The sequence below is a fragment of the Demequina sp. genome (genome assembly GCF_016278765.1).
GTDB lineage: Bacteria > Actinomycetota > Actinomycetes > Actinomycetales > Demequinaceae > Demequina.
Window position 1 is genome coordinate 12597 of sequence record NZ_JADQBE010000081.1, and the last position, 21053, is coordinate 33649.

Here is a 21053-nt window from a genome sequence, read left to right on the forward strand (position 1 = left end):
CTCAGGTGGCCGGTGAGTAGCGAACCTTGCGGCGAGAAATCGTGAAGGAGAAGAGCAGCGCGACAATCAATACCAGGCCCTTCGCAGTGTCCTGGTGATAGTATTGGAAGCCCTTCATCGTGAGACCCGTCAGGACGATTCCGATCAGCAACGCCCCCAGGAACGTGCCCCAGGCGTTCGGCTTGGCGAGGCCGAGAACCGAGGTTCCCACCAGGGCGACTGCGACCGCCTCAAGCAGGCTAGATGCCCCTGCGTTGACGTCGCCCTGACCGATACGCGAGACGAGGATCAGGCCCGCGATCGACGCGAACAGGCCCGAGATCACGTAGGCCAGGCCGTGGTAAATGCCGACGCGCACGCCGGACAGCCGTGCCGCCTCCGGGTTTGCACCGATCGCATACATGAGCCGACCCCACGTGGTGCGGCTCAGGAAGAACCAGGACGCGACCACGAGGACCAGCATGATGACCACCGGCAGAGGGACAGGGCCAAGGAACCCGCGGTCGATCTTGAGGAACTCCGGGGTGAAGCTACCTGGAGCCACAGAACCATCACGCAACACCATGCCGCTCGAAACCGACTGGCCGCTGACAGGGATGAGCTTGGCTCCCATGATCACGAACATCATGCCCAAAGTGGCCAGGAGGTCTGGAATCTTGGCGACCACGATCAGGAACGCATTCATCAGACCGACGGCGACGCCTCCGATCAGCGCGACCACCACCGCCGTCGTGCCAGTGAGGTTGTAAAACACCATCGTCATCGCGGCAAGTTGGACGGTGAGGCCTGCCGTGGCGCCGATCGACAGGTCGAGACCGCCGACCACCATGGTGAAGGTCACCCCGAGCCCGAGGATCGCTGTGACCGAGGCGAACTTCAGCAGGAGGAACAGCGACGGCGATGTCGCGAACGCTGGCTCGGTGAGTGAGAAGTACAGGAACAGGATCACGGTGATCGCGATGAAGCCGTACTTGACGACCGCGTCCTGGATGCGGGCCCTGATACCTAGGGCGCTGGGTGTTTCAGGCACTTAGTTTACCTCCGACATGCTTGTCACGATCGCGTCATTGTCGATCGCTGTGGTGTACGAATCGAGGCGAATCTCGCCCTCGACCAAGACGATGATCCTGTCGGCGATCTCGCGGATCTCCTCGACGTCGCTGGTAAAGACGACGACGCAGGCCCCGTCGCCGGCCTGGTTGCGGGCCCGCCGGGCGATGTCCCCACGAGCACCGATGTCGACTCCCCTGAACGGCTCGTCGAGAAGCAACACGCGCGGCCCTGACTGCATCCACCGCCCCACGACGACCTTCTGCTGGTTGCCGCCGGACAGCGCATCCACGACCTGGTCGGGGCCTGTGGACACGACACCGAACTCGCTGAGGAGCATGTCTCCGGAGGCGCGCTCACGCTTGAAGTTCAGGATCCCCGAGCGGCTTACGCCGCTAAGAAACGGCAATGACTTTGTCCAGGCGATTGACCAGCCCGGCAGCATCGCTCCGGCTGTCCTGTCCTCGGGGACCATGTAGATCCGCCGTCGGACGGCTTCCTTCGTGTGGTGAGGGGTGAAGGCCTCTCCGTCGAGGCTCATGCTGCCTTGCCGCCAGTGCTCCGCCCCAAAGATGCCACGGGCAAGTTCCGACTTTCCTGCACCGATGAGCCCAATGATGCCGGTGACCTCTCCGTAGCGCAGGTCGAGGTCAATCGGCTCGGAGCGGCGCAGCAGCTGGACGTTCTCAAGGTGGAGGGCTACCTGGGTGCCGCGTTGCTCGACAAGATGGCTGACCTCGTCCAGGGTCGATTCACCCAGCATCGACCGCACCGCCTCGGGCATGTCGAACGGTGCCTGCTGTCGACTCTGCACCTGGCCGTCACGGAGCACCACGAGGTCGTGGGCTATCTCGTGTACCTCGCTCAGGCGGTGGGTCACGTAAAGGATCGCCACGCCTTCTGAGCAGAGCCGTCGCACCAGTGCGAACAACCGCTCGACCTCGGTCGTGGACAGCGTGGAAGTGGGCTCGTCGAGCACGAGCACCTTGGGTCGTTGGCTCAGGGCGCGGGCCAGCAGGAGCATCTGACTATCCGCGTTTCCCAACTCGAAGACGTCTTTGGTGAGCACGGCGTCCGACCATCCGAGGTCGAGCGTCGCAGCGATCTCCCTGGCGCGCGGGAGCAGGCGCTTGAGCGAGCGGACCGGGGCGATCTCCCCGCGCACGATCTCCTCGAACACCAAATTCTCCGCGACCGTCAGGCCGGGGACAATCGTCTCGTCGATGCGCTGGTGCACCGTCTGGATCCCTTGTCGCGCCGCCGCCAGCGGGGTATCCATGACGACTGGTAGCCCGCCGATCCGGATGAGACCGCCGTGGTCGGCGTACACGCCGGACAGAATCTTGATGAGAGTGGACTTCCCTGCGCCGTTTGCTCCCAACAGCGCGGTCACTCGGCCGGGTCGCAACTGCAGGGTGACGCCCTTGAGCACCTGGTTGGAGCCGAACGACATCGTGATGTCGTCGAGCTCCAGTATGGGCTCAGAATCGTTGGCTCCCGAGGCGACGACTTCCTTCTCCTCAGGGGAGTCCATGTGCTGCAATTCCCTCACTCCTCACACGTAGTTCCGGGGTCGGGGTGGTGGCGAGACCCTCGCCACCACCCCGGACGTCGTCCTATGGGCCGTGCCGTCAGAACGTGACGGCGGGGATCCAGTCGGCAGACATGATGTCGGCAATGTTGAGCGCAGGTTCTGCGGCCCTCAAGTCGACCATGTTCTTGATGTTCTTGCTCCGCAGGAAGTCCTGAGTGATCAGGATCGGCGGGAACTCGGCCTTGGTGCCCTTCGTGATCTCACCAGCCATGTTCAGCGCGAGCGTCCGCATCACTGCGGCGCCGATCGCGTTGGGGTCGGTCGCTCCGGTAGCCATCCAAGGGCTGCCATCCGCTGTCATGAGTTCGATGTCAGCCGTGGAGATGTCGGCACCATAGACCTTGACCTTGCCCTTGAGCTCGGTGCTCTGCTCGAGCGCCGATAGCGTGCCCTTGGTGAGCTCGTCGTAGGGCGCGTAGACAGCGATGACGTCGGGGTTGGCCCGGAGTGCGTTGTTGACCATCGCCGCAGTGTCGGTCGCCGTCGAGTTCGTGTAGGTGCCAGTGAAGAACAACTGGTTCCAGTCATTCTTCTCCACATACTCGTTCCACACGACGTCACGGCGGTCAAGCGGGGCGATGCCGAGGACGTTCACATAACCCACATCCTGTCCCGTGCCGATGTCGGCGGCCATCTGGTCGAGAACGAGGCTTGCCATCACCGCGTCCGACTGCTGGGTCTGGACGGCGTCGGGTGCGCACGCCTGGATCTCGACGTCGTAGATGACGACGCTGATGCCCTGCTCGATCGCCTTGTTCACACCCGGGCACAGCGTGTCCGGGAATCCGTGCCTGACGATGATCCCTGTGACGCCCGATGCGATGGCCTGGTCGAGCTGGGTGGCCTGGGTGGCGTTGTCGCCCTGGGCGTCGTACACCGACAGGTCGATGCCGAGGGCTTCGGCCTGCAACTTGGTGCCGTTGAGGTACTGCTGGAAGTAGTCACCGCCACCGCTGTTCTGAACGATCGCAACCTTCACGCCTGGCTGGTCGAAGGGTGCCGGCGCGGCCGCCGCAGGGGCGGCGCTCGTGACCGGCTGGTCCGCCGGGGTGGTGGAGGCCGTCTCGGTCCCGCCCTGACTGCATCCGGCCAAGAGCAGCACGGACAAGCCCGCGATCCCTGCGGCCAGTTTCTTTGGATTCCTCATGGTGTTTCTCACGGTATTCCTCTCGATAGTGCAGCCGTCATTGGCTGCGCGATCCCTCTCGGCGCGCAATGGACGCGAGCAGTTCGGGATCAGGGTGTGCTGCGGGTTCGACAACGCCACGTTCGGTGACGATGGCTGTGATGAGGTCGTGCGGTGTCACGTCGAAGGCGGGGTTGAACCCCATGACGCCCTCCGGCGCACTTCGGCGCCCGTTGAAGTTGACAACCTCGTCGGAGGGCCGCTCTTCAATCACGATGTCCTCGCCACGTTTGGTGGAGAGGTCCACGGTGGAGGAGGGCGCTGCGACAATGAACGGGATGCCCGCACGTGCGCAGGCCAGCGCGAGCGCCACCGAACCGATCTTGTTCGCCGCGTCACCGTTGGCCGTAATCCGGTCGGCGCCGATAATTGCGACATCGACCAATCCCCTGAGAATGGTGCTCGATGCGGCGCCGTCCGCCTGCACGACGTGGGCAATGCCGTCTTGCTGGAGTTCCCAACTGGTAAGCCGGGCTCCTTGCAGCAACGGCCTGGTCTCGTCGGCGTAGACAAGCCCGAGATTCCCACGGTCGTGAAGTTCGTGAATGATGCCGTACGCGGTTCCCCACGCTGTCGTGGCGAGCGCCCCTGTGTTGCAGTGGGTGATCACGCGTACGTGGTCAAGGCCGGTCCGCTTCAGGATCCAATCCGCCCCGACGCGAGACAGCGTGCGGTTGGCTTCGGTGTCTTCGGCCACGAGCTCGTGCGCGAGTCGCAGCACCTCGCTCACACCATGAGGCATGGCGCCCCGCACTTGGTCCACTCCCCACGCGAGGTTGATCGCTGTGGGTCTTGCGTCGCGAATCCGCTGGACCTCTGATTGAAGGCGAGCGTCGTGCCATCCTTCGCGCACGGCCTGGTTCATGGCGATGGCCACGCCGAGAGCCCCCGCCGCGCCGAGTGCAGGTGCCCCGCGTACGGAAAGCTCATTGATGGCCCGCACGAGGTCGTCAACCGACCGAACATCTAGGTACCGCTCTTCGTGCGGTAACGCCGTCTGGTCGATCAACCGGAGTGTCGGCTGATCGATGTCGCGCCATTCGATCGCGAGAACCATTCCATACCCTTCGAACCACGTTGTCCGACAACTTGGTGGTAACTGTAAGTCGATGGATGCCGATTGTCAACGAATCGCTACCAAGTTGTTACATTCCGAAAAGGCGCTCGGTATAGTGGGCGCCAGCGAGCCCCGCTGGAGGGCGCGGCTGAAGGGGCAGGGTGGGGAGGCGGACATGGCACGCAAGGGAACACTCGTGTCGCAGATCTCGAAAGACCTTCGAAGCCAGCTGGCGGCGGGTGAGTACACTCCGGGTTCGCGCCTGCCTACGGAAAGCGAACTCGGCAGCACCTTCGGTGTCTCTCGGCCCACGATCCGCGCCGCGTTGCGTGAACTCGAAGCGCTAGGTCTAGTACGCACCCAGCACGGCGTGGGGACGTTTGTCGTGGACAAGCCTGCGGTGCGCGCCGGCCTTGAGCGGATGGAGTCGATCACCGACTCGATCCGCGCCACGGGACGCGAGCCGGGGATGGTGTACGCGAGCCGCCTCTTTAGGACCGTATTGCCTGATGAAGCGGCGAGAATGGGCGTTCCCGGCGATACCGAGGTGCTCGAACTCAGGCGCACGATACTGGCCGACGGTGAGGTCATGGCGTACTCCTACGACCTCATGCCAAAGGCAATCCTGCCGCCGGACTTCGACCTCGAGGAACTTGAGGGTTCGATCTTCGAATTCCTGCGCACCCGCCTTTCGATCCTCCCGGACCGCGGCGTGGCAGAGGTTCACGCGGTGGCGTCCAACCACGTCGGCTGGGGCACCGAAACCTCCGCCCACAACTTGTTTGTCCTGCTCAATCAGCTCCACTACGCGTCCGACGGGCGCCTCGTGTTGTATTCGCGCACCTACTTCATTGAGGGTCGCTACTCCTTCGAGATCATGCGACGCAACTGACTCCTCCCCGCGGCACCACACACAAGACGATCCTCCCGTCGGCTCGGCATGAACACTCAACTCTTGCTTGACAACTTCCGACTCCCTGCTAGGTTGTAAGACAACTATCCGGAGAACGTAAGGAAGTGTGCGCATCGTGGAAGATCGCGAGAACGACGGCGTGGTCGACTCGCTGGAACAGCTCGTCGAGGTGTCCCGCGTACTGGGAAGCGACCCTCGGCTCGTGCTCCACGGTGGGGGCAACACCTCAGTCAAGACCACACGGCGTGACGTCACAGGATCGGAGATTCCGGTCCTATGGGTCAAGGGCAGCGGTCATGACCTCGCCACGATCGGCGCGGAAGGATTCGCCGCGCTCCGACTCGAGCGGCTCCGAGACCTGCTCCCGCCCACCCGGATTGGCGATATCGCGCTGCTCAACGAGTTGCGCTGTGCCCGTCTGGATGCCGACGCTCCCGACCCGTCCGTCGAGACCCTGGTCCACGCCCTCGTGCCGCATACCGCAGTCCTGCACTCCCATGCCGATGCGATCCTCTCGCTCACCAACACTGAGGACGGAGAGAAGCGAGTCCGCGAGGTCTATGGCGACAGCGTCGTGGTGGTGCATTACGCCATGCCGGGCCCTGACCTCGCCGCCGCCTGCGCCCTGGCCTGGGAAGCAGAGAGCCACCCGGGCACGGTCGGCCTGGTGGTTCTCCAGCACGGCGTCTTTGCCCTCGGCGACTCCCCCCGAGAGGCACTCGCGCACCATGACTGGCTCATCGCCGCAGCCGAGGTCTATCTGGATGAGCACGCGTCGACGATGGCCGATACGGCTCTGATGCCGCTACCCGACGTCGACCCCGTGGAACTCGCCACCTTCCGTGCTGAACTCAGTGCCCTAGCCGGGAAACCGGTCACTGTCCGGCGCAGCACCGACGACGAAGTCGCGCGCTTTGTCCGGGACCCGGAGATGCTCGCTGCGACAAGTCATGGTCCGCTGACCCCCGACCACGTCATCTGGACCAAGCGGACCCCGCTCGTCGGTACAGACCTCTCCAACTACGCGACGGGCTATCGGACCTACTTCGCAGACCATGAGCATCAGCGCGAAGTCCCGCTCACCATGCTCGACCCCGCTCCACGCGTCGTCCTGGACGAGCGGCTGGGAATGCTCACTGTGGGCCGCAACGCTCGTGAGGCAGGCGTTGCCGAGGACATCTACCGGCACACCATGACGGGAATCGCGACGTCCGAAAACCTCGGCGGTTACCGCCCGGCCACCGCCGGTCACGTGTTCGACCTCGAGTATTGGGAGTTGCAGCAACTGAAGCTCGCGCGCCGCGACACACACCTCCCCCTCGCCGGTCAGGTCGCTCTCGTCACCGGGGCCGCGTCAGGCATCGGGAAGGCTTGCGCACATGCGCTACTCGAGGCAGGTGCATCCGTCGTGGGATGGGATCTCGCTGGCGGAATAGTGGAAGCGTTCGACTCTTCTGAGTGGCTCGGACTGCAGGTCGACGTGACCGACGATGACGCAATGCAGCACGCCTTGAGGACCGGCGTCGAGCGCTTTGGCGGCCTGGACATCCTCGTCGTCGCTGCGGGGATCTTCCCCACAAGCCAGCCGCTCGGCGAGATGCCGATGGCGACCTGGCGAAAAACGATGGCGGTCAACCTCGATGCGGTCGCCGCGCTGTACGGGCACGCGTACCCGCTCTTGCGCCTCGCGCCGACCCATGGACGAGTCGTCGTCGTGGCCTCCAAGAACGTCCATGCACCGGGCCCCGGCGCGGCCGCATACTCGGCCTCCAAGGCAGCACTCACGCAACTCTCGCGGGTCGCCGCGCTCGAGTGGGCGCCGGAGGGTATTCGCGTCAACATGGTCCACCCCGATGCGGTCTTCGACACCGGACTGTGGACTCCGGAACTACTCGCCGCTCGCGCCGAAAAGTACGGCATGTCCATCGCCGACTACAAGCGCCGCAACCTGCTGCGCACCGAGGTCACCAGTGCCGCGGTGGGGCGCCTCGTCCTCGCCATGGCCGACGAGACGTTCGCGTGCACCACCGGGGCCCAAGTCCCCATTGACGGCGGCAACGAGCGCGTCATCTGACCGAAGGAACGCACATGCAAAAAGCATCTCTGAACAACCCCGAGTACCGGAACGGCACCTGGGGACCGGCATACCTGATCCAAGGCCCCAGCAGCGACATGGGCGTACTGCTGCTCAACCCCGGGGACTCCATGCCCAACCACCTGCACTGGCACTGCGATGAGTCGTTCGTTGTGCTCGAGGGCACCTGCACGCTGTGGATGGACGGCGTCGAGCGCCACACCATGACGGTCAATGAAGTCTTCCGGGCGAACCCGGGCGAAATGCACTACCTCGTCAACGACAGCGACAGCCCGTTCCGGTGCCTGTTCATCAAGTCGCCGACAAGTCCCGGCGACACCATCACCATTCCTTGGGTGCCGGGCGAGCCGGTCCCCACTCATACCGCCGAATCGGCCTAGTGGCCGCGAAAGAAATGGAGCATCACCATGGCTGATCTTGACGGCAACGTCGACGCCAAGGACTACGGGCTTGACAGGCCCCAACAAAATTCTGGCTCTCACATCAAGGGCGCTGGCCAGCTCGACTTTGGCATGCAGCACCGCTTATCTCGCGTGTTCGCACCCGATGGCCGTACCGTCATGCTGGCCTTCGACCATGGGTACTTCCAGGGCCCCACGTCGGGCCTTGAGCGAGTGGACCTGAACATCGTCCCCCTCGCCCCGTATGTAGACGCTCTGATGGCGACCCGCGGGATCTTCCGCACCGTCGTGCCAGCAGCAGCGGACAACGCGCTCGTGCTACGGGCGTCGGGCGGCCCGTCCATCCTGAAGGAGCTCTCCGACGAGCGGCTTGCGATGGACATCGAGGACGCCGTGCGCATCGACGCTGCGGCCGCGGCCGTTCAGGTATTCATCGGAGGCGAGCACGAGACCCAGTCGATCGCCAACCTGACGACGCTAGTCGACGGTGGCCTGCGCTACGGCATCCCGGTGATGGGTGTCACCGCGGTGGGCAAGGACATGGCCCGCACGTCACGGTACTTCGGCCTCGCCACACGGATCATCGCTGAGATGGGGGCGCAGATAGTCAAGACGTACTTCGTCGAGGAAGGCTTCGAGCAGGTGACGTCCGCCTGTCCGGTCCCGATCATCATGGCCGGAGGCAAGAAGCTCCCTGTTCTCGACGCCCTCACGATGGCCTACAAGGCTGTGGATCAGGGCGCCGCGGGCGTGGACATGGGGCGCAACATCTTCCAGCGTCAGGTCCCGGTCGCAATGGTCCAGGCAGTTCGCGCTGTGGTGCACGACGACGCCAAGCCCGAGGCCGCCGCCGAGCTCTACCGCGACCTGTCCGGTGGAGCGCAAGACTGAGATGACAACCGAAAACGGCCACCGCCCGCGACCGGCGGACACGGAAGCCTCCCTTCGCGAGCAGATGTGTGACATCGGGCGCAGCATGTGGACCAAGGGGATGGTGGCCGCGAACGACGGCAACATTTCCGCACTGCTGCCCGATGGCACGATTCTCTGCACCCCGACCGGAGTGAGCAAGGGGTTCATGACCCCCGCGATGCTGCCCGTCGTCGACATCGACGGCGGGATCGTCTCGCTCGGGAAGGGGGACCGACCGCCATCATCCGAGGTACGCATGCACCTGCGTGCTTACCAGACCTCTGACCTGATCGGCGCGGTTGTTCACGCTCACTCGCCCTACGCCACGGCCTTCGCGATCAAGGGTGAGGCGCTCGTGGGCAAGCTAATGCCGGAGAGCATCGTCGCGATGCCGGAGATCCCGCTGGCGCCGTACGCGACGCCATCCACCGACGAGGTTCCCGACTCGATCGAACCATTCGTGCGAAGCCACCCGGGTTGCCTGCTGGAGCATCATGGCGCTATCACCTGGGCTGGTGACCTCATGACTGCATACATGGCAATGGAACGTCTTGAGTACTCCGCGCTCATGACGTACTTGGTGCGGCAGATCGACGGCGAGCGTCAGTTGAGTCCCGAGCGAATCGCGGCATTGCAGCGCCAGTTCGGGATTATCGCGCGCTGAGGAGTCCTACCGACGGGAGCGTGCGAGGCTCCCCCGGTCGGGCGCGAAGGCCCTCCCCGCCGCGCCACAGGAAGAATCTCGTGAAGAAGATCACTACCAACCCACAACGGTTCGTCGACGAGAAGCTCGACGGGCTACTGCTGGCGCACCCCGACCAGTTGCGAACTGCGTACGCGGAGCACCGGGCCATCGTCCGCGCCGCTTCCCCGATGCGCGAAGGTTGAGCCGTGCGCTCATCGCGCACACCCCGTTCGGTAACGCTGGAACGGGTCCGCTGCCCGGCGCGGTGTCTTGCGGACTCCCTGTGGGTGAATCGTGAACGGGCGCGCAAAAAGCGTCGACGGGGGAAGGTGGAAACACCGACTAGAGCGGGTACTTCGCAGTGCGCCTGGGCAGATTCAAACTGCCGACACCCGCTTTAGGAGAGCGGCCAATCGACTACCGACAACTATCAGTCACTACCGATTGATCACGACTGCCGCGCAAGGTCGCCCCTCAACGGTACGGCTAGCTGCGGCAACCCACGGACGTTTGCGGAAGTCTCGTGGATGAAATGTGGATGAATGGAAACGCCCTGCCGGCCAGACAGCCAGCAATGCGGATTTGGTGCGACCTGCCACCGCAGAGGCGGCAGGCTAGGCAGTGGCCGTTTGGCTGGCTACAGGAGAGCGCGGCTTGCTCGAACTGTGGCAAAGACGTCTGAAAGTGACGGGGCGGCACCATGCACCAGTTCCAACGCTGCGGTGTACCCGCGCTGGATGACCGAATGCGCCTCGTGTTGGTCATCAAATGCCGGACTGTCGGCGAACCCGCCATCGGGTCGTGGTGTCCACTTCCAGCCAGCCGCCTCGCTGCGACGATCAATGTCGTCGACCAGAAATGCGACGCCGTCAGTGCCGAGCGCGCTGAGAGCATCTCGGACATGCTCGGACTTGAGCAGTTGCCCGATGTCGTAGAAGTGTCTCCCATACTGGGCGATCGTCTCTTGGTTGTTGTTGGTCACTGCGGCATGAACTGCCGCTAACTTTTCAAGCAGAGTGCGCTCGGGAGCAAGCGCCGTGACCGGGAAGGAAGCGAACTCCTCCCAAACACCCTCATCGTCGCCGTAAGCCTCCTCGGCGTAGATCGCCACCGTGGAGCGAAATTGATGCTCGCTCGCTGGGATATCGCCACCGCGACTTCCGAGTTCAAGGACGACGCCTTCCTTGATCGCGCTCGACCCGAAAGAGGTCCGGTACTGGTAGGTCGTGGTGCGATGGACCCCGGTGCTCGAAGGCCCCGTTTGGCTTGTTACGCCAAGCCACGAGCGCACGTCGGCATCGATCGACTTGAATACTGCGTGGCGCGCAGCGTCGTTTGGACCCTCCGGGAAGACGACCAGCAAATCGACGTCTTCGGAGAACCGATCAATGAGCCCAAAGACCCTGCTGAGGCTCGTCCCGCCTTTGAAGACAACCCGGGCGGCATCAGTGGCCCCGTTGATCGTGCGTTCAACCGCAGCAGCCCTGAGCACTTCGGTGACCCAGAAGTCTTTTTCAACGTAGGCCGGGTCCAGCCCACGAGCGCGTGCAGTTTGGGCGACAAGCGCATTGAGGCTATCGGGGTCTTCGCGAAGTCGGGGGCTCATGCGGCGCTTGCGACGACAGGAGTCAACTCGTTGAGGTTCGCGAGAAGTCGGTCAATGTTCGAACCAGTCGCAAGGTCATACTCATCGTGCCCCGCGAGCCTGAGGCGGTCGACCCGGATGGCGCGGGTAACGATCGCATCGCGAACCGCCGCGACCAGGGCGCCCCACCCCGCTTCGACATATACGTCAGGTTCACGCATCAATTCCAGCAGAGCAATCTCCTTGGCGTTGAGATCAGCGCGAGCCAAGTTGCTTCGCACTGTCTGCTTCACGCCCCCAAGACCCTCAACTCTCTTCAGGGTCGCGACGTGGACACTGGCTGGCACCTGAGTCGTCACTCCCCATTCACGGGCCGCCGAGAATCCGGCCAAACCAACACCGACGCTACCCATCACGACGTTGACGACATCAGCGGTAGAGGGGTGCGTCATTCCGTAGCGGGTCGCCTTGCCGCGGTAGTACAGACCGCGTCGCACTTTGAGGAGGTCGCCGCTCTCAACCGCGCGGGACACAGCCTTCCTGCGAGCCGTATCCGCGCCGGGAAGATCACTCAGACGCACGAAGGACTTCACCGGGAGTGCGCGAATCGCTGCGGCAGGCGTCGTCGAGTTCTTGATCGACGCGTTCGACTTCGAAGGCCTAGTCATCGTCTTCGTCATGATTGTGATCTCGCTCCTCCTCGTCTTCATCGTCCTGATCATCTTGTTCGTGTCACAAAAGTCTAGGGAGAATGTGACATTTTTGCAAGGGAGAGTAACGCCAAGTTCTCCGCACTGGCCTTCGAATAGCCACACGCCACCACCGCACTTTGGCTACACGTCGGCGGTGTCTCACGCCCGCTCGGCGGCGTTCCTGGGAGGCAGACCCACCGAGCGGTACTCCCCTAGCGTGGCGCGGTTTGTGGCCGGGCGCAAGACGAAGCCACCTACCCCGGACCGATGCGCCGTGCTCAGCAATCCTGGAGGGCGATCTGCGCATCGCCAAACGGGAGGGCCGTTCGGTGGTGGCACTGTTCGTGGACCTGGACAACTTCAACGTCGTCAACGACTCGTTGGGTCACGTGGCCGGCGACGAGGTGTTGGTCATGGTGGCGGGCCGGATCGTTGCCGCTGTGCGCCCGGGGGACCGTGTTGGACGTTTTGGGGGGAACGGGTTCGTCATCCTGATCCAGAACGCCCACAACGCACTGGCGGTGGAACGCTACGCCGACCGGGTGTCTGCCGCGATCGGCGTCGATCTGCAGGTGCGAGGCCACCGGATTGTGCCGACGGCGTCCATCGGTATTGCCACCTCGACCTCGATGTCGACGCCCGAGAGCCTGCTAGGCGACGCCGACGCCGCACTGTCCCAGGCCAAAACCAACGGGCGGGCGCGCTGGCGGATCTTCGACGCGGCGATGCACGCCCAGGCTCTTGTGCGTCTTACCGTCGAGGACCAGTTACGTGAGGCGATCATCGCCAGTCAGTTCGTGGTGTATTACCAACCCATCGTGGCCCTGGCCGACGCCCGCGTGGTCGCACACGAGCCACTCGTACGTTGGGCTCACCCCACCCGCGGCCTGCTCAGCCCCGGTGAGTTCCTTGACGTGGCCGAGGACACCGGGCTGATCGTCGCCATCGGCGCCCAAGTCCTGGACCAGGTCTGCGCGATGCTCGCAGAACATCCGGACCTCCCCGGTCCGATCAGCGTCAACGTCTCGGCTGTCCAACTGGCTGCACCGGGCTGGCTCACCAGTGTGCGGGACACTCTGGCGACCCATGGGGTCGACCCCTTCCGGATCGTGATCGAGGTCACCGAGACCGCCGTCCTGAGCCTGATGGACTCCGCCCGAACCGCACTGACGTCCTTGCACGAACTCGGCATCGGCATCCATCTGGACGACTTCGGCACCGGATACTCGTCCATCTCGGTGCTGCGGGACCTGCCGGTGACCGGCGTCAAACTCGACCTGCGCTTCGTCCACGACCTCACCGAAAGCGACAGCCAGGCCAACGCCCTCGCCCAGGGCGTGAGCGGTCTGGTCAAGGGCAGACACCTGACCGGCATCGCCGAAGGCATCGAAACCCAGATGCAAGCCAACATCCTGCGCGACCAGGGATGGGAACACGGACAGGGCTACTACTTCGGCAAACCAGCCACCACACCCCTCACCCACTGATTCTGGATCCAGCAGGCCTGGACCGGGTGGTCGCGTTCCCGAGCAAGACGGCACGGTGCGTGGCATATGCCCGATACGTTCAGTCGCCGCAAGCACCCCAACGCACTAACGATTCCGTGTCAGGGATGTCAATGGCCTTTGAGAACTGCCCAAGCCACCCATGGGCAGTTTCGCATGGCCGCTAACAGGCGTCCGCGTCAGTTCCGCATCGTGCGGGTTGGTTGAGCCAGTTCAACCCGCCAGCAGATGCCCCACTCTGGGACCAGCGGGCTCACCTCAGACCGCGTAAGAAGTGGCCCGGCTTGGCAACCAATCAGGCGTTTTCGACCGCCTGGATACTATGCAAAAGAGACACCCCAACACCCACCTGAGGAGCACCGATGTACCGTCAGAAGCACACCACCGTCACCATGACCGAGAAGCACCAACTGGCGCTGACGGCACTGGTGAACAACGTCACCCATGGACGCCGACGACCTTCCACCACGCTCGACCACTACTCAGACCTCTTCGAGAACGACTTGGATGAACTCGGCAACGCGCTTGGAGCGATGCGTTCTAGGTTGAATGTGGATGATTCGTGGATGACTCCACCCGACGCGCACTAAGGGATGCGCGAGACATACCTATTACCAGGTACTTCGTAGTGCGCCTGGGCAGATTCGAACTGCCGACACCCGCTTTAGGAGAGCGGTGCTCTATCCCCTGAGCTACAGGCGCCGGGGGCTCTTAGGTTACCGGTTCCGCGAGCGCTCATGGATTACGTCCAGCGTCGCGGCAGCACGCCGTCTCACGGTGGGATGGCTCACCACCCTCACCACCGTGAGACGGGCGCACCCCTTACTGGTGGAGGACAACGTCCCAGAGGTACTCGGCGCGGATGTCGTAGTCCTCCCCGCGGGGGGGGTAGTCGACCCACTCGGGATTGGCCGCCAGGGCCTGGATGTAGGCGAGCGTGTCATCGTAGGGCGGCTCGCCAATCTCCCGCAGGCGATTCGCAACAGCCTCATCCCCGACACGTTCTGCGTAGGCCAGCAACTCGGCGTACATGAGCTTGTCAGTTTCGAACTGGTCCACCAGCTGGCCAGTACCGATGTAGGCGTGGTACAGGCCGGGTTGCTGCTGGACCGCAAGGACCCCCAAGGTGGCCCACGAACTGCCCACCACGAAGATGGCCTGCTCGTCGAAGCGATCATGCAGATACTCCGTCACCTCGATCGTGTCGGCGACCATCTGGTCAAGGGTCAAGGTGGAGGTCGGCTCCAGAGCGTGGGCCGATGCCCCCGTTCCCCGCTGGTCCCACGTGGCCACCACGAAGTCCTTCTCGAGAGGCTTTCCGGCGACACGCATCGAGCCGGTCGCGGTGCCCCCGGGCCCGCCGTCGAGGAAGAGCAGAACCGGCGCATCAGCATCGGCGCGAGCAGTGCCGACCAGCGGGTCCTGCTGAGAATCCCTGCCACGACGCCCGCGGCGCCCAACAGCACGAACGCCGCGACGGATTCCCACGAAGTCATCGGCCCGCGTGGGAGAGGATGCCGGTCATGGCGGGTAGCAGCATGGTGCGCAGCACGCCGGGGGCGAGATCGTCCCCCACAGCGATTCGCGCGGTGGAATCGGCGAGGGTCACGTCCGTGGACACGACGTATTTGCCGGTCCGCTCCGCGTCAAACTTGGCGAAGGCCTGACCGACCCACGCCGGGACCACCGCCTGGGGCGTCGTAGCGCACGTCGAGCGTGTACGGAGTGACCGTGGCGGCTTGCTCGTCGGGTCCGGTGACGGTGATGTCCGAAGCGGTCAGGGCGAGGCTCGCGTCGAGGTCGCGGGCAGCGGTGGGAACCGCGCTTTCGAGGTAGACCACCTGTGTGCCGGGTCGGGTGATCTGAACGATCACGGAACCGGGAGTTGTGGTCGTCACCATGTCGGCCGGTCGGCGGGTCTGGTCGGCGGGGACGGGTCCGTGGCATCGGGCCGCAGAGTGGACTTGTGCACCACCTCAAGTCACCGGAAACACGTCGGTGTCAACCTTGGGGCGTACCACTCGATCAGCCTGAAGGCGGATGCCCGCGCGGCTACGGGTGGTTACCGTGGGAACCATGAATCGGCGGGTGAAGCGGGCGTGGGCGCGGACGCGCGCGATCGACGCCGGCCGCCCGAGGCGCTGGACGCTCTGATCGCCCTCGGGCTCTTCGCCGGCGCCATCATCTCCGGCGCCGTCATCTCCGGCGCTGCCGAGGCGGACGACCGCATGGTCGACTCGACCTTCTTTGTGCTGATCGGCGTCGGCGTCGTGCCCTCTGTGATGAGGCGCCGCGCCCGCTGGCGGTGCTGGTGCTCGCGTCGTTGCCATCGTGCGGCCCGGCGACCTTCCCCCCGGCGACCTTCCCCCCGGCGAGCTGCTCACCAACGCGGCACTGGTCGCGGTGTCGGGCACCAGCCGCACGGCGTTGACCGAGATCCGGCGCATCTTGGGAGCGATGCACGAATCCGACGGCAGCTATCACCCGGCCCCAGGCCTGCGCGACGTGGGCGGTCTGGCCGCGGAACTCACCGAGGCCGGGCTCCCGGTCGAGGTGCGCAGCGTCGGGACCCCGCAAGGCGTGCCGTCAGCGCTCGAGATGACCGCGTACCGCCTCACCCAGGAGGCCCTGACGAACGCGGCCAAGCACGCGGGAAGGACGCACGCCACCGTGACCATTCGGTACGAGCCTGGCGCAGTCCATATTGAGATCCTCGACGATGGTCCGGCCGACGATGCCACGCCCGATACCCGTGCCTCAGCCCCCGGCGAGACCTCCCCCGGTCACGGCCTGCTCGGCATGCGCGAGCGGGTCGCGGTGTGGGGCGGGACTTTGGAGGCGGGTCCGCGACAGGAGGGCGGCTACGCGGTGCGCGCGGGCGCAAGCGGGTTCCTGCCCAAGGACACCGCCCCCGACGGCCTGCTGCGCGCGGTCGCTCAGGGGCGGTCCAACGCGGAGATCGCCGCGGACCTGGTGGTCAGCTACGCGACCGTGAAGACGCACGTGCGTCACAGCATGGAGCCCAGGTCTGAGCCGACAGACGGGTATGCGGCGGACGCGGACTTCATCTGCCTGGTGGTGAGGCCCCACTTCATCGCCATCGCGATGGTGTTGATCAGTTCGCCGTACTCGGGCCCCAAGAGGTGCGCGCCAACGATGAGGTCAGTAGACCGGTCGACGAGGATCTTGCTGGCTGCGGTGGTTTCGCCGATGCGGTAGTTGGCGTACCAACCGCTGGTGTCTCGGTAACGCACGTCGATGTCCAGACCCTGTTCGCGAGCCTCCCGTTCAAGCAGGCCCACCCGAACGAGCTCGGGGATGGTGAACACGGCCGTGGGGACACCGGTGTAGTCCGGAACGGTGGCGGCGCCGTTCAGCATGTTGGAGGCGGCGACCTTGCCCTCAAAGACTGCGACCGGCGTGAGCGGCATTCCCGCGGTGTTCGCCGCATCGCCAGCCGCGTAGACCGCCGAGTTGCTGGTGCTTTGCAGGTGACCCGCCACGGTCACGCCGTGGTCGTCCCATGCGACTCCCGCGGCGTCCAGATCGAGCCTGGTGAGATCCGGCGTGCGGCCCGCGCCATGGACGACGAGGTCGCACTCGATCGTCTCGGGTGTGCCGGATCGTTCGACGCTGACCTGGAAGCCGGCCGCGGTCTTGGTGACGCCCGCGATGGTCGTGGCGCGTCGGACATCGACCCCTGCGGACGCGCCGCGCGCGACAAGCAACTCCACCAGATCGGGGTCAAATCCCTTCAGCGGGCGCGCACCACGATCGACAATCGTGGTAGCGCTACCGGCACGTGCGGCGATGTGGGCGAACTCGAAGGAGACGAACCCGCCGCCGACGAACAAGATGCGCCGCGGAAGTTCCTTGAGGTCCAAGAACTGTGTGCTGTCGACCAGGTGGTCGTGACCGGGGAAGTCCAACGGACGTGGGCGGGCACCGCTGGCAATCAGAAAGTGTGCCGCCTCGTGGGACACGCCGTCGATGTCGAGCCGGTGGCGGCCCGTGAACCTCGCGGAACCGTGCAGAGTGTCCACGCCATTGCCCGCGAGGCCGGCCTCCACACTCTGCGGCATGGAGTCAACGAATCCGTGCTTGTGACCCATGAGATCGCTCCAGTTGATCGTAAGGCCTTGGGGGTCGATCCCCTTGCCCTGCATCAACCGTGCGCTATCGATGATCTCCGCACCCCGCCGGAGGATCTTCTTTGGGTCGCATCCCCGTAGCGCGCAGGTTCCCCCATAGGGCAGCTCGTCGACGATCGCGACGCTCCACCCCTGAGAGGCACACTTGTTGGCGGCGCCGATGCCAGCCATTCCGGCGCCGATCACGATCAGGTCATACGTTGTCATGCGTGGTCCACTGCCTGGCGCAACTGCTCAAGGGTCGGGGCACCGGCCGGGCCTTGTGGCGTCTGGTAGATGCGGCACGCCAGCCCGACGCTTTCCTCCGCGTGCGCGAAAGGGTCGGTTCCGTCGACCAGGACGGTCGGCGATCCGTGAAAACCCACGCGCTCGGCCTCCTCGACGGTCTCGACCTTCTGATGGCTGATGCGAAGGTCGGGGCGCGCCGCCGCGAGGACGGCGAGACGTTCGTCGGCGATCCTCCAGTTGGGGCAACCGTCGAAGTACTGCAAGGTGATCTCCATATGGCGACCGTAGACCTTATAGCGCACTGCAAGGTCAAGCGGTAGCCTGTGACGATGTTGATAGGGGAACTTGCCGACGCCGTCGGCGTGACGAGTCAGACCATCAGGTTCTACGAACGCGAAGGCCTGCTGCCCGAGCCGCAACGGGCCGCGAACGGCTACCGCGACTACGACGATGCGAGCGTGTCCCGCGCGCTGTTCATCCGGAGCGCGCAGTCCGCAGGTCTCACCCTCGCCGAGATCGGCAGCGTGATCGAAGTGCGAGACGGCGGCGATGTGCCGTGTCACCACGTGATCGCCCTGCTTGGCAGCAAGCTTGCCACTGTCCGCGCGCGCCAGGCCGAACTTGCTGCTCTCGAAGCGGAGCTGGAACACCTCATCGTCCGCGGCAACGCCTTGGACCCGGCCGACTGCGCCGACTCCCGTGTGTGCAGCATCCTCGCCGCTCCACTGCCGCACGAGTACCTGCACTGAACCCGCGCCGTAGCCGGCGCGACCACGGTCACGGCTACGGCGGCCGCGCCGGTGCGAGGCTCGTTCCATGGTGGCCAGAGTCGACCGCATCAGTCCGACGGACCTCACCCAACTCGCCACGGATGTGGGCCCGGTGCCGATGAACGCCGGCGCGTTGCTGGCCCGCGACGACGCCGACCTCGACGAGTTGCGGCAGGCGCTCTTGCGTCGACTGCCGCGGGTCCACAGGTTCCGTCAGGTGCTGCGCAGCGCCCCGCCCGGCCGTGGTTGACCCTCTTGGGTTGCCGATCCTATCTTCGTGATGGGACGACACCTCACGTGCTTGACACTGCGGGGTCCGATCGACGATGCCGGGCTCGCGACCATCGCCGCAGAGGAGGTGGCTCGCCCGCTTCCCCCCGACCGTCCGCTCTGGCGGGCCATCGTCGTGGCACGCGAGTCGGAAGAGGGCAGCGAGCCCGCGGCGGCAAGAACGTGGGCTGTCGCCCTGGTGCTGGTCATGCACCACGTGCTCGCGGAAGTCGACCTGGCGACGGTGCGCACCACAGCGAAGTCCCAAGGCGCAACCGTCAATGACTGCCTCCTTGTTGCCGTAGCCGGAGCTGTGGAGCACCTGCTTCATACTCATGGGGAGCGCCCGGACTCCCAGGTAGTCTCCGTCCCGATCTCGGCACGGCGGTCCACGAGCAGTGCGGACCGCGGCAACCAGGTCGGCGTCATGCCGGTGCGCGTGGACCTACGCGGCGACGCGAGTGCCCGCTTGGCCAGAGTGGCCGCCGAGACCACGGCCAGGAAGTCGGCACCCGGGTCCTCCTTGGCGCTCGTCGGACCGCTCTTTCGCGGTGCGGCCGCCGTCGGCGCGTTCGGGTGGTTCGTCAACCGGCAGAGACTCGTCAACACGTTCCTCACCAACCTGCGCGGACCCTCAGACTCGGTGCACCTAGCGGGAACGCCCGTCACCCGGATCGTCCCGGTGACTATCACGGCCGGAAACGTCGGCGTCGCGTTCACCGCGCTGTCCTACGCCGGAAGGCTCGGCGTCACCGTGATCACCGACCCCTACGTGGTGCCTGAAGGGGAAGAACTCGCTCGCGAACTCGATCGCCAGCTTGCCGCGATCGCGGGGTGACGGCACGCGCCCGGGCGCGCACGGAACCGTGCACGTGGCGGTAGCCCGAGCGTGCGTACGTCAGCCGGGTGATGGCCGCGGACAGCTCCGGCCCGCTCATGCGGCGATAGGAGTAGGGGGCGAGTTCGGCGGTCCGTCGCCGGCCACGTCCGGCCGCCGAGAGCCGCCCTGCGGCGCCAGCCCCGACTATCACGGCGTCGAACCGCTCGCCAGGTGGCGGGGCACGGCCCCGCCACCCAGGGGTCTCCCTAGCCGCCGTCATGTCCGACGACGTCGCAGTCATGCGCCCACGTCTGCCATCGTCGACCTCCCGCGAGCATGTTCGCAGTGTCGCGTCGTGCGCGGCATCGGCGACGGGGACAATGGTCCCGAGACGGCTGGCGGCCCGGCGGGACTGCGGTGGGCCGCAGTGCTCCGCCGGACCGTGACCACCATGCCGGTGCGGCGTCGGGATCAGAAGGACAGTATCTGGTATCCCGCGACCATGAGGTTGCGGAGGCTGGCGTGGTGCTTGTACTCCTCCAGAAGGGGCCAGCTTCCCGCTGCAACGGCGTCACTGACGCCATGCGCCTTCACGCAAAACGCGCACGCGCCCTTGGTGATGGGGCGCAACTGCTCCACGAGTGCGTGCAACCTGTGGTCGGCATGAGACGCCGCAGCGAGCGTGTCCACACCTGAGCCGTCGTACACGACCGTCACGTCGTCTCCAGCGTCGAGGAACTCGGCTGCTGTGAGGAGCCCGCGGTAGGCACGTGCGAGATCCTTCGCGGCGTCCTCGTAGATCACGACTGCGACGCGAATGCGTGGTTCGGTCGAGGTGGTCATCTTTTCTCCTTCTCTCAGGAAGGCCCTGGCGGCCTCCGGGCATGCGAAACCCGCTCTCACGCCACGTCGATACCGCGAATCGCGATCCGATGCGCGCGAAGGGAAGCGCTTGGCGTCGGCGGGGTTTCCCAAGGCAGCACAGATGGGGACCACACCAGGAGAGGGAGAGCATGCCGACGACTGAGCGCGAGTGGGACCTGCTGGTGATCGGCGGGGGCACGGCCGGCATGGTGGGCGCGAAGACTGCAGCACATTTGGGGGCCCGCGTCGTCTTGGTTGAGCGGTCCCAGCCCGGC

23 protein-coding genes, 1 tRNA gene and 2 pseudogenes are annotated in these 21053 nt (G+C 65.2%); 13 read left to right on the forward strand and 13 right to left on the reverse strand.

What is annotated here, in order from left to right:
• Nucleotide 1: 1 nt before the first annotated feature.
• The 4 genes from QZZ29_RS11625 to mtnA form a co-directional block, all read right to left on the reverse strand.
• Complete coding sequence (locus QZZ29_RS11625; protein ID WP_291383458.1) at nucleotides 2–1030, reverse strand: ABC transporter permease; 1029 nt, start codon at nucleotides 1028–1030, stop codon at nucleotides 2–4.
• The gene (locus tag QZZ29_RS11630) at nucleotides 1031–2584 is read right to left on the reverse strand and encodes a sugar ABC transporter ATP-binding protein (RefSeq protein WP_291383460.1); all 1554 of its coding nucleotides are present in this window, start codon (nucleotides 2582–2584) and stop codon (nucleotides 1031–1033) included.
• Between the two features lie 97 nt (nucleotides 2585–2681).
• Nucleotides 2682–3791: a substrate-binding domain-containing protein gene (locus QZZ29_RS11635; protein WP_291383462.1), complete on the reverse strand. Its 1110-nt coding sequence runs from the start codon at nucleotides 3789–3791 to the stop codon at nucleotides 2682–2684.
• Nucleotides 3792–3828: 37 nt separating this feature from the next.
• Entirely contained in the window at nucleotides 3829–4887 is a 1059-nt protein-coding gene (gene mtnA / locus QZZ29_RS11640) for an S-methyl-5-thioribose-1-phosphate isomerase (protein WP_291383464.1), read from the reverse strand.
• A gap of 175 nt (nucleotides 4888–5062) precedes the next feature.
• Between mtnA and QZZ29_RS11645 the strand changes: the two genes are divergently transcribed.
• From QZZ29_RS11645 to QZZ29_RS11670, 6 genes are all read left to right on the forward strand, one after another.
• Nucleotides 5063–5779 carry a GntR family transcriptional regulator gene (locus QZZ29_RS11645; protein ID WP_291383465.1) on the forward strand — a complete coding sequence of 239 codons (717 nt, stop codon included), beginning with the start codon at nucleotides 5063–5065 and terminating at the stop codon, nucleotides 5777–5779.
• Nucleotides 5780–5906: 127 nt separating this feature from the next.
• On the forward strand, nucleotides 5907–7874 hold the full coding sequence (locus QZZ29_RS11650) for a bifunctional aldolase/short-chain dehydrogenase (RefSeq protein ID WP_291383467.1): 1968 nt from the start codon (nucleotides 5907–5909) through the stop codon (nucleotides 7872–7874).
• Nucleotides 7875–7888: 14 nt separating this feature from the next.
• Nucleotides 7889–8275, forward strand: coding sequence for a cupin domain-containing protein (locus QZZ29_RS11655; protein WP_291383468.1), 387 nt, complete (start codon nucleotides 7889–7891; stop codon nucleotides 8273–8275).
• 27 nt (nucleotides 8276–8302) lie between these two features.
• Entirely contained in the window at nucleotides 8303–9187 is an 885-nt protein-coding gene (gene lsrF, locus QZZ29_RS11660; protein ID WP_291383470.1) for a 3-hydroxy-5-phosphonooxypentane-2,4-dione thiolase, read from the forward strand.
• Nucleotide 9188: 1 nt separating this feature from the next.
• Complete coding sequence (locus QZZ29_RS11665; RefSeq protein ID WP_291383472.1) at nucleotides 9189–9872, forward strand: class II aldolase/adducin family protein; 684 nt, start codon at nucleotides 9189–9191, stop codon at nucleotides 9870–9872.
• Nucleotides 9873–9952: 80 nt separating this feature from the next.
• Nucleotides 9953–10096 (forward strand): hypothetical protein, encoded by a 144-nt coding sequence (locus QZZ29_RS11670; protein WP_291383474.1) that lies wholly within the window; start codon nucleotides 9953–9955, stop codon nucleotides 10094–10096.
• A gap of 434 nt (nucleotides 10097–10530) precedes the next feature.
• Here the strand turns inward: QZZ29_RS11670 and QZZ29_RS11675 are convergent, their stop codons facing one another.
• Together QZZ29_RS11675 and QZZ29_RS11680 are read right to left on the reverse strand one after the other, a co-directional pair.
• Nucleotides 10531–11499, reverse strand: coding sequence for a nucleotidyl transferase AbiEii/AbiGii toxin family protein (locus QZZ29_RS11675; protein WP_291383476.1), 969 nt, complete (start codon nucleotides 11497–11499; stop codon nucleotides 10531–10533).
• On the reverse strand, nucleotides 11496–12293 hold the full coding sequence (locus QZZ29_RS11680; RefSeq protein ID WP_291383478.1) for a hypothetical protein: 798 nt from the start codon (nucleotides 12291–12293) through the stop codon (nucleotides 11496–11498). Before QZZ29_RS11680 ends, QZZ29_RS11675 begins: the two co-directional genes overlap by 4 nt.
• 104 nt (nucleotides 12294–12397) lie before the next feature.
• On the opposite strand from QZZ29_RS11680, the gene QZZ29_RS11685 reads away from it, so the two are divergent.
• Nucleotides 12398–13657, forward strand: coding sequence for a GGDEF and EAL domain-containing protein (locus tag QZZ29_RS11685; protein WP_291383480.1), 1260 nt, complete (start codon nucleotides 12398–12400; stop codon nucleotides 13655–13657).
• A gap of 380 nt (nucleotides 13658–14037) precedes the next feature.
• Complete coding sequence (locus tag QZZ29_RS11690; RefSeq protein ID WP_291383481.1) at nucleotides 14038–14265, forward strand: hypothetical protein; 228 nt, start codon at nucleotides 14038–14040, stop codon at nucleotides 14263–14265.
• 39 nt (nucleotides 14266–14304) lie between these two features.
• Here QZZ29_RS11690 and QZZ29_RS11695 read toward each other — a convergent pair.
• The 4 genes from QZZ29_RS11695 to QZZ29_RS11710 form a co-directional block, all read right to left on the reverse strand.
• Nucleotides 14305–14377, reverse strand: a tRNA-Arg gene (locus QZZ29_RS11695).
• 120 nt (nucleotides 14378–14497) lie between these two features.
• Nucleotides 14498–15163, reverse strand: coding sequence for an alpha/beta hydrolase (locus tag QZZ29_RS11700; protein ID WP_291383482.1), 666 nt, complete (start codon nucleotides 15161–15163; stop codon nucleotides 14498–14500).
• Between the two features lie 4 nt (nucleotides 15164–15167).
• The gene (locus QZZ29_RS11705; protein ID WP_291383484.1) at nucleotides 15168–15296 is read right to left on the reverse strand and encodes a hypothetical protein; all 129 of its coding nucleotides are present in this window, start codon (nucleotides 15294–15296) and stop codon (nucleotides 15168–15170) included.
• Nucleotides 15297–15321: 25 nt separating this feature from the next.
• On the reverse strand, nucleotides 15322–15576 hold the full coding sequence (locus QZZ29_RS11710) for a hypothetical protein (protein WP_291383486.1): 255 nt from the start codon (nucleotides 15574–15576) through the stop codon (nucleotides 15322–15324).
• Between the two features lie 697 nt (nucleotides 15577–16273).
• Between QZZ29_RS11710 and QZZ29_RS12840 the strand changes: the two are divergent.
• Nucleotides 16274–16648 (forward strand): annotated as a pseudogene (locus QZZ29_RS12840) (ATP-binding protein); the annotation flags it as partial.
• Nucleotides 16649–16683: 35 nt separating this feature from the next.
• On the opposite strand, the gene QZZ29_RS11720 reads toward QZZ29_RS12840, so the two are convergent.
• On the reverse strand, nucleotides 16684–18033 hold the full coding sequence (locus QZZ29_RS11720) for an NAD(P)/FAD-dependent oxidoreductase (RefSeq protein ID WP_291383487.1): 1350 nt from the start codon (nucleotides 18031–18033) through the stop codon (nucleotides 16684–16686).
• Nucleotides 18030–18329: a thioredoxin family protein gene (locus QZZ29_RS11725; protein WP_291383489.1), complete on the reverse strand. Its 300-nt coding sequence runs from the start codon at nucleotides 18327–18329 to the stop codon at nucleotides 18030–18032. The genes QZZ29_RS11720 and QZZ29_RS11725 overlap by 4 nt, the downstream gene beginning before the upstream one ends.
• A gap of 54 nt (nucleotides 18330–18383) precedes the next feature.
• Here QZZ29_RS11725 and QZZ29_RS11730 point away from each other — a divergent pair, with 54 nt between their 5' ends.
• The 3 genes from QZZ29_RS11730 (at nucleotide 18384) to QZZ29_RS11740 (ending at nucleotide 19932) form a co-directional block, all read left to right on the forward strand.
• On the forward strand, nucleotides 18384–18803 hold the full coding sequence (locus QZZ29_RS11730) for a heavy metal-responsive transcriptional regulator (protein WP_291383490.1): 420 nt from the start codon (nucleotides 18384–18386) through the stop codon (nucleotides 18801–18803).
• A gap of 67 nt (nucleotides 18804–18870) precedes the next feature.
• Entirely contained in the window at nucleotides 18871–19074 is a 204-nt protein-coding gene (locus tag QZZ29_RS11735; RefSeq protein ID WP_291383492.1) for a hypothetical protein, read from the forward strand.
• A gap of 30 nt (nucleotides 19075–19104) precedes the next feature.
• Nucleotides 19105–19932, forward strand: coding sequence for a WS/DGAT domain-containing protein (locus QZZ29_RS11740; protein WP_291383546.1), 828 nt, complete (start codon nucleotides 19105–19107; stop codon nucleotides 19930–19932).
• A gap of 453 nt (nucleotides 19933–20385) precedes the next feature.
• On the opposite strand, the gene QZZ29_RS11745 is transcribed toward QZZ29_RS11740, so the two are convergent.
• Entirely contained in the window at nucleotides 20386–20757 is a 372-nt protein-coding gene (locus QZZ29_RS11745) for a sulfur reduction protein DsrE (RefSeq protein WP_291383494.1), read from the reverse strand.
• Nucleotides 20758–20984: 227 nt separating this feature from the next.
• On the opposite strand from QZZ29_RS11745, the pseudogene QZZ29_RS11750 reads away from it, so the two are divergent.
• A pseudogene (locus tag QZZ29_RS11750) lies at nucleotides 20985–21041 on the forward strand (hypothetical protein); the annotation flags it as partial.
• Nucleotides 21042–21053: the final 12 nt, after the last annotated feature.

What these genes read in the sequence shown, in the direction of transcription:
- QZZ29_RS11635 (WP_291383462.1), bottom strand. Translation starts at nt 3,791, where the DNA reads ATGAGGAATCCAAAGAAACTGGCCGCAGGGATCGCGGGCTTGTCCGTG.
- mtnA (WP_291383464.1), bottom strand. Translation starts at nt 4,887, where the DNA reads ATGGTTCTCGCGATCGAATGGCGCGACATCGATCAGCCGACACTCCGG.
- QZZ29_RS11675 (WP_291383476.1), bottom strand. Translation starts at nt 11,499, where the DNA reads ATGAGCCCCCGACTTCGCGAAGACCCCGATAGCCTCAATGCGCTTGTC.
- QZZ29_RS11745 (WP_291383494.1), bottom strand. Translation starts at nt 20,757, where the DNA reads ATGACCACCTCGACCGAACCACGCATTCGCGTCGCAGTCGTGATCTAC.
- lsrF (WP_291383470.1), top strand. Translation starts at nt 8,303, where the DNA reads ATGGCTGATCTTGACGGCAACGTCGACGCCAAGGACTACGGGCTTGAC.
- QZZ29_RS11690 (WP_291383481.1), top strand. Translation starts at nt 14,038, where the DNA reads ATGTACCGTCAGAAGCACACCACCGTCACCATGACCGAGAAGCACCAA.
- QZZ29_RS11710 (WP_291383486.1), bottom strand. Translation starts at nt 15,576, where the DNA reads ATGGTGACGACCACAACTCCCGGTTCCGTGATCGTTCAGATCACCCGA.
- QZZ29_RS11730 (WP_291383490.1), top strand. Translation starts at nt 18,384, where the DNA reads ATGTTGATAGGGGAACTTGCCGACGCCGTCGGCGTGACGAGTCAGACC.
- QZZ29_RS11740 (WP_291383546.1), top strand. Translation starts at nt 19,105, where the DNA reads ATGGGACGACACCTCACGTGCTTGACACTGCGGGGTCCGATCGACGAT.
- QZZ29_RS11630 (WP_291383460.1), bottom strand. Translation starts at nt 2,584, where the DNA reads ATGGACTCCCCTGAGGAGAAGGAAGTCGTCGCCTCGGGAGCCAACGAT.
- QZZ29_RS11725 (WP_291383489.1), bottom strand. Translation starts at nt 18,329, where the DNA reads ATGGAGATCACCTTGCAGTACTTCGACGGTTGCCCCAACTGGAGGATC.
- QZZ29_RS11720 (WP_291383487.1), bottom strand. Translation starts at nt 18,033, where the DNA reads ATGACAACGTATGACCTGATCGTGATCGGCGCCGGAATGGCTGGCATC.
- QZZ29_RS11645 (WP_291383465.1), top strand. Translation starts at nt 5,063, where the DNA reads ATGGCACGCAAGGGAACACTCGTGTCGCAGATCTCGAAAGACCTTCGA.
- QZZ29_RS11665 (WP_291383472.1), top strand. Translation starts at nt 9,189, where the DNA reads ATGACAACCGAAAACGGCCACCGCCCGCGACCGGCGGACACGGAAGCC.
- QZZ29_RS11735 (WP_291383492.1), top strand. Translation starts at nt 18,871, where the DNA reads ATGGTGGCCAGAGTCGACCGCATCAGTCCGACGGACCTCACCCAACTC.
- QZZ29_RS11655 (WP_291383468.1), top strand. Translation starts at nt 7,889, where the DNA reads ATGCAAAAAGCATCTCTGAACAACCCCGAGTACCGGAACGGCACCTGG.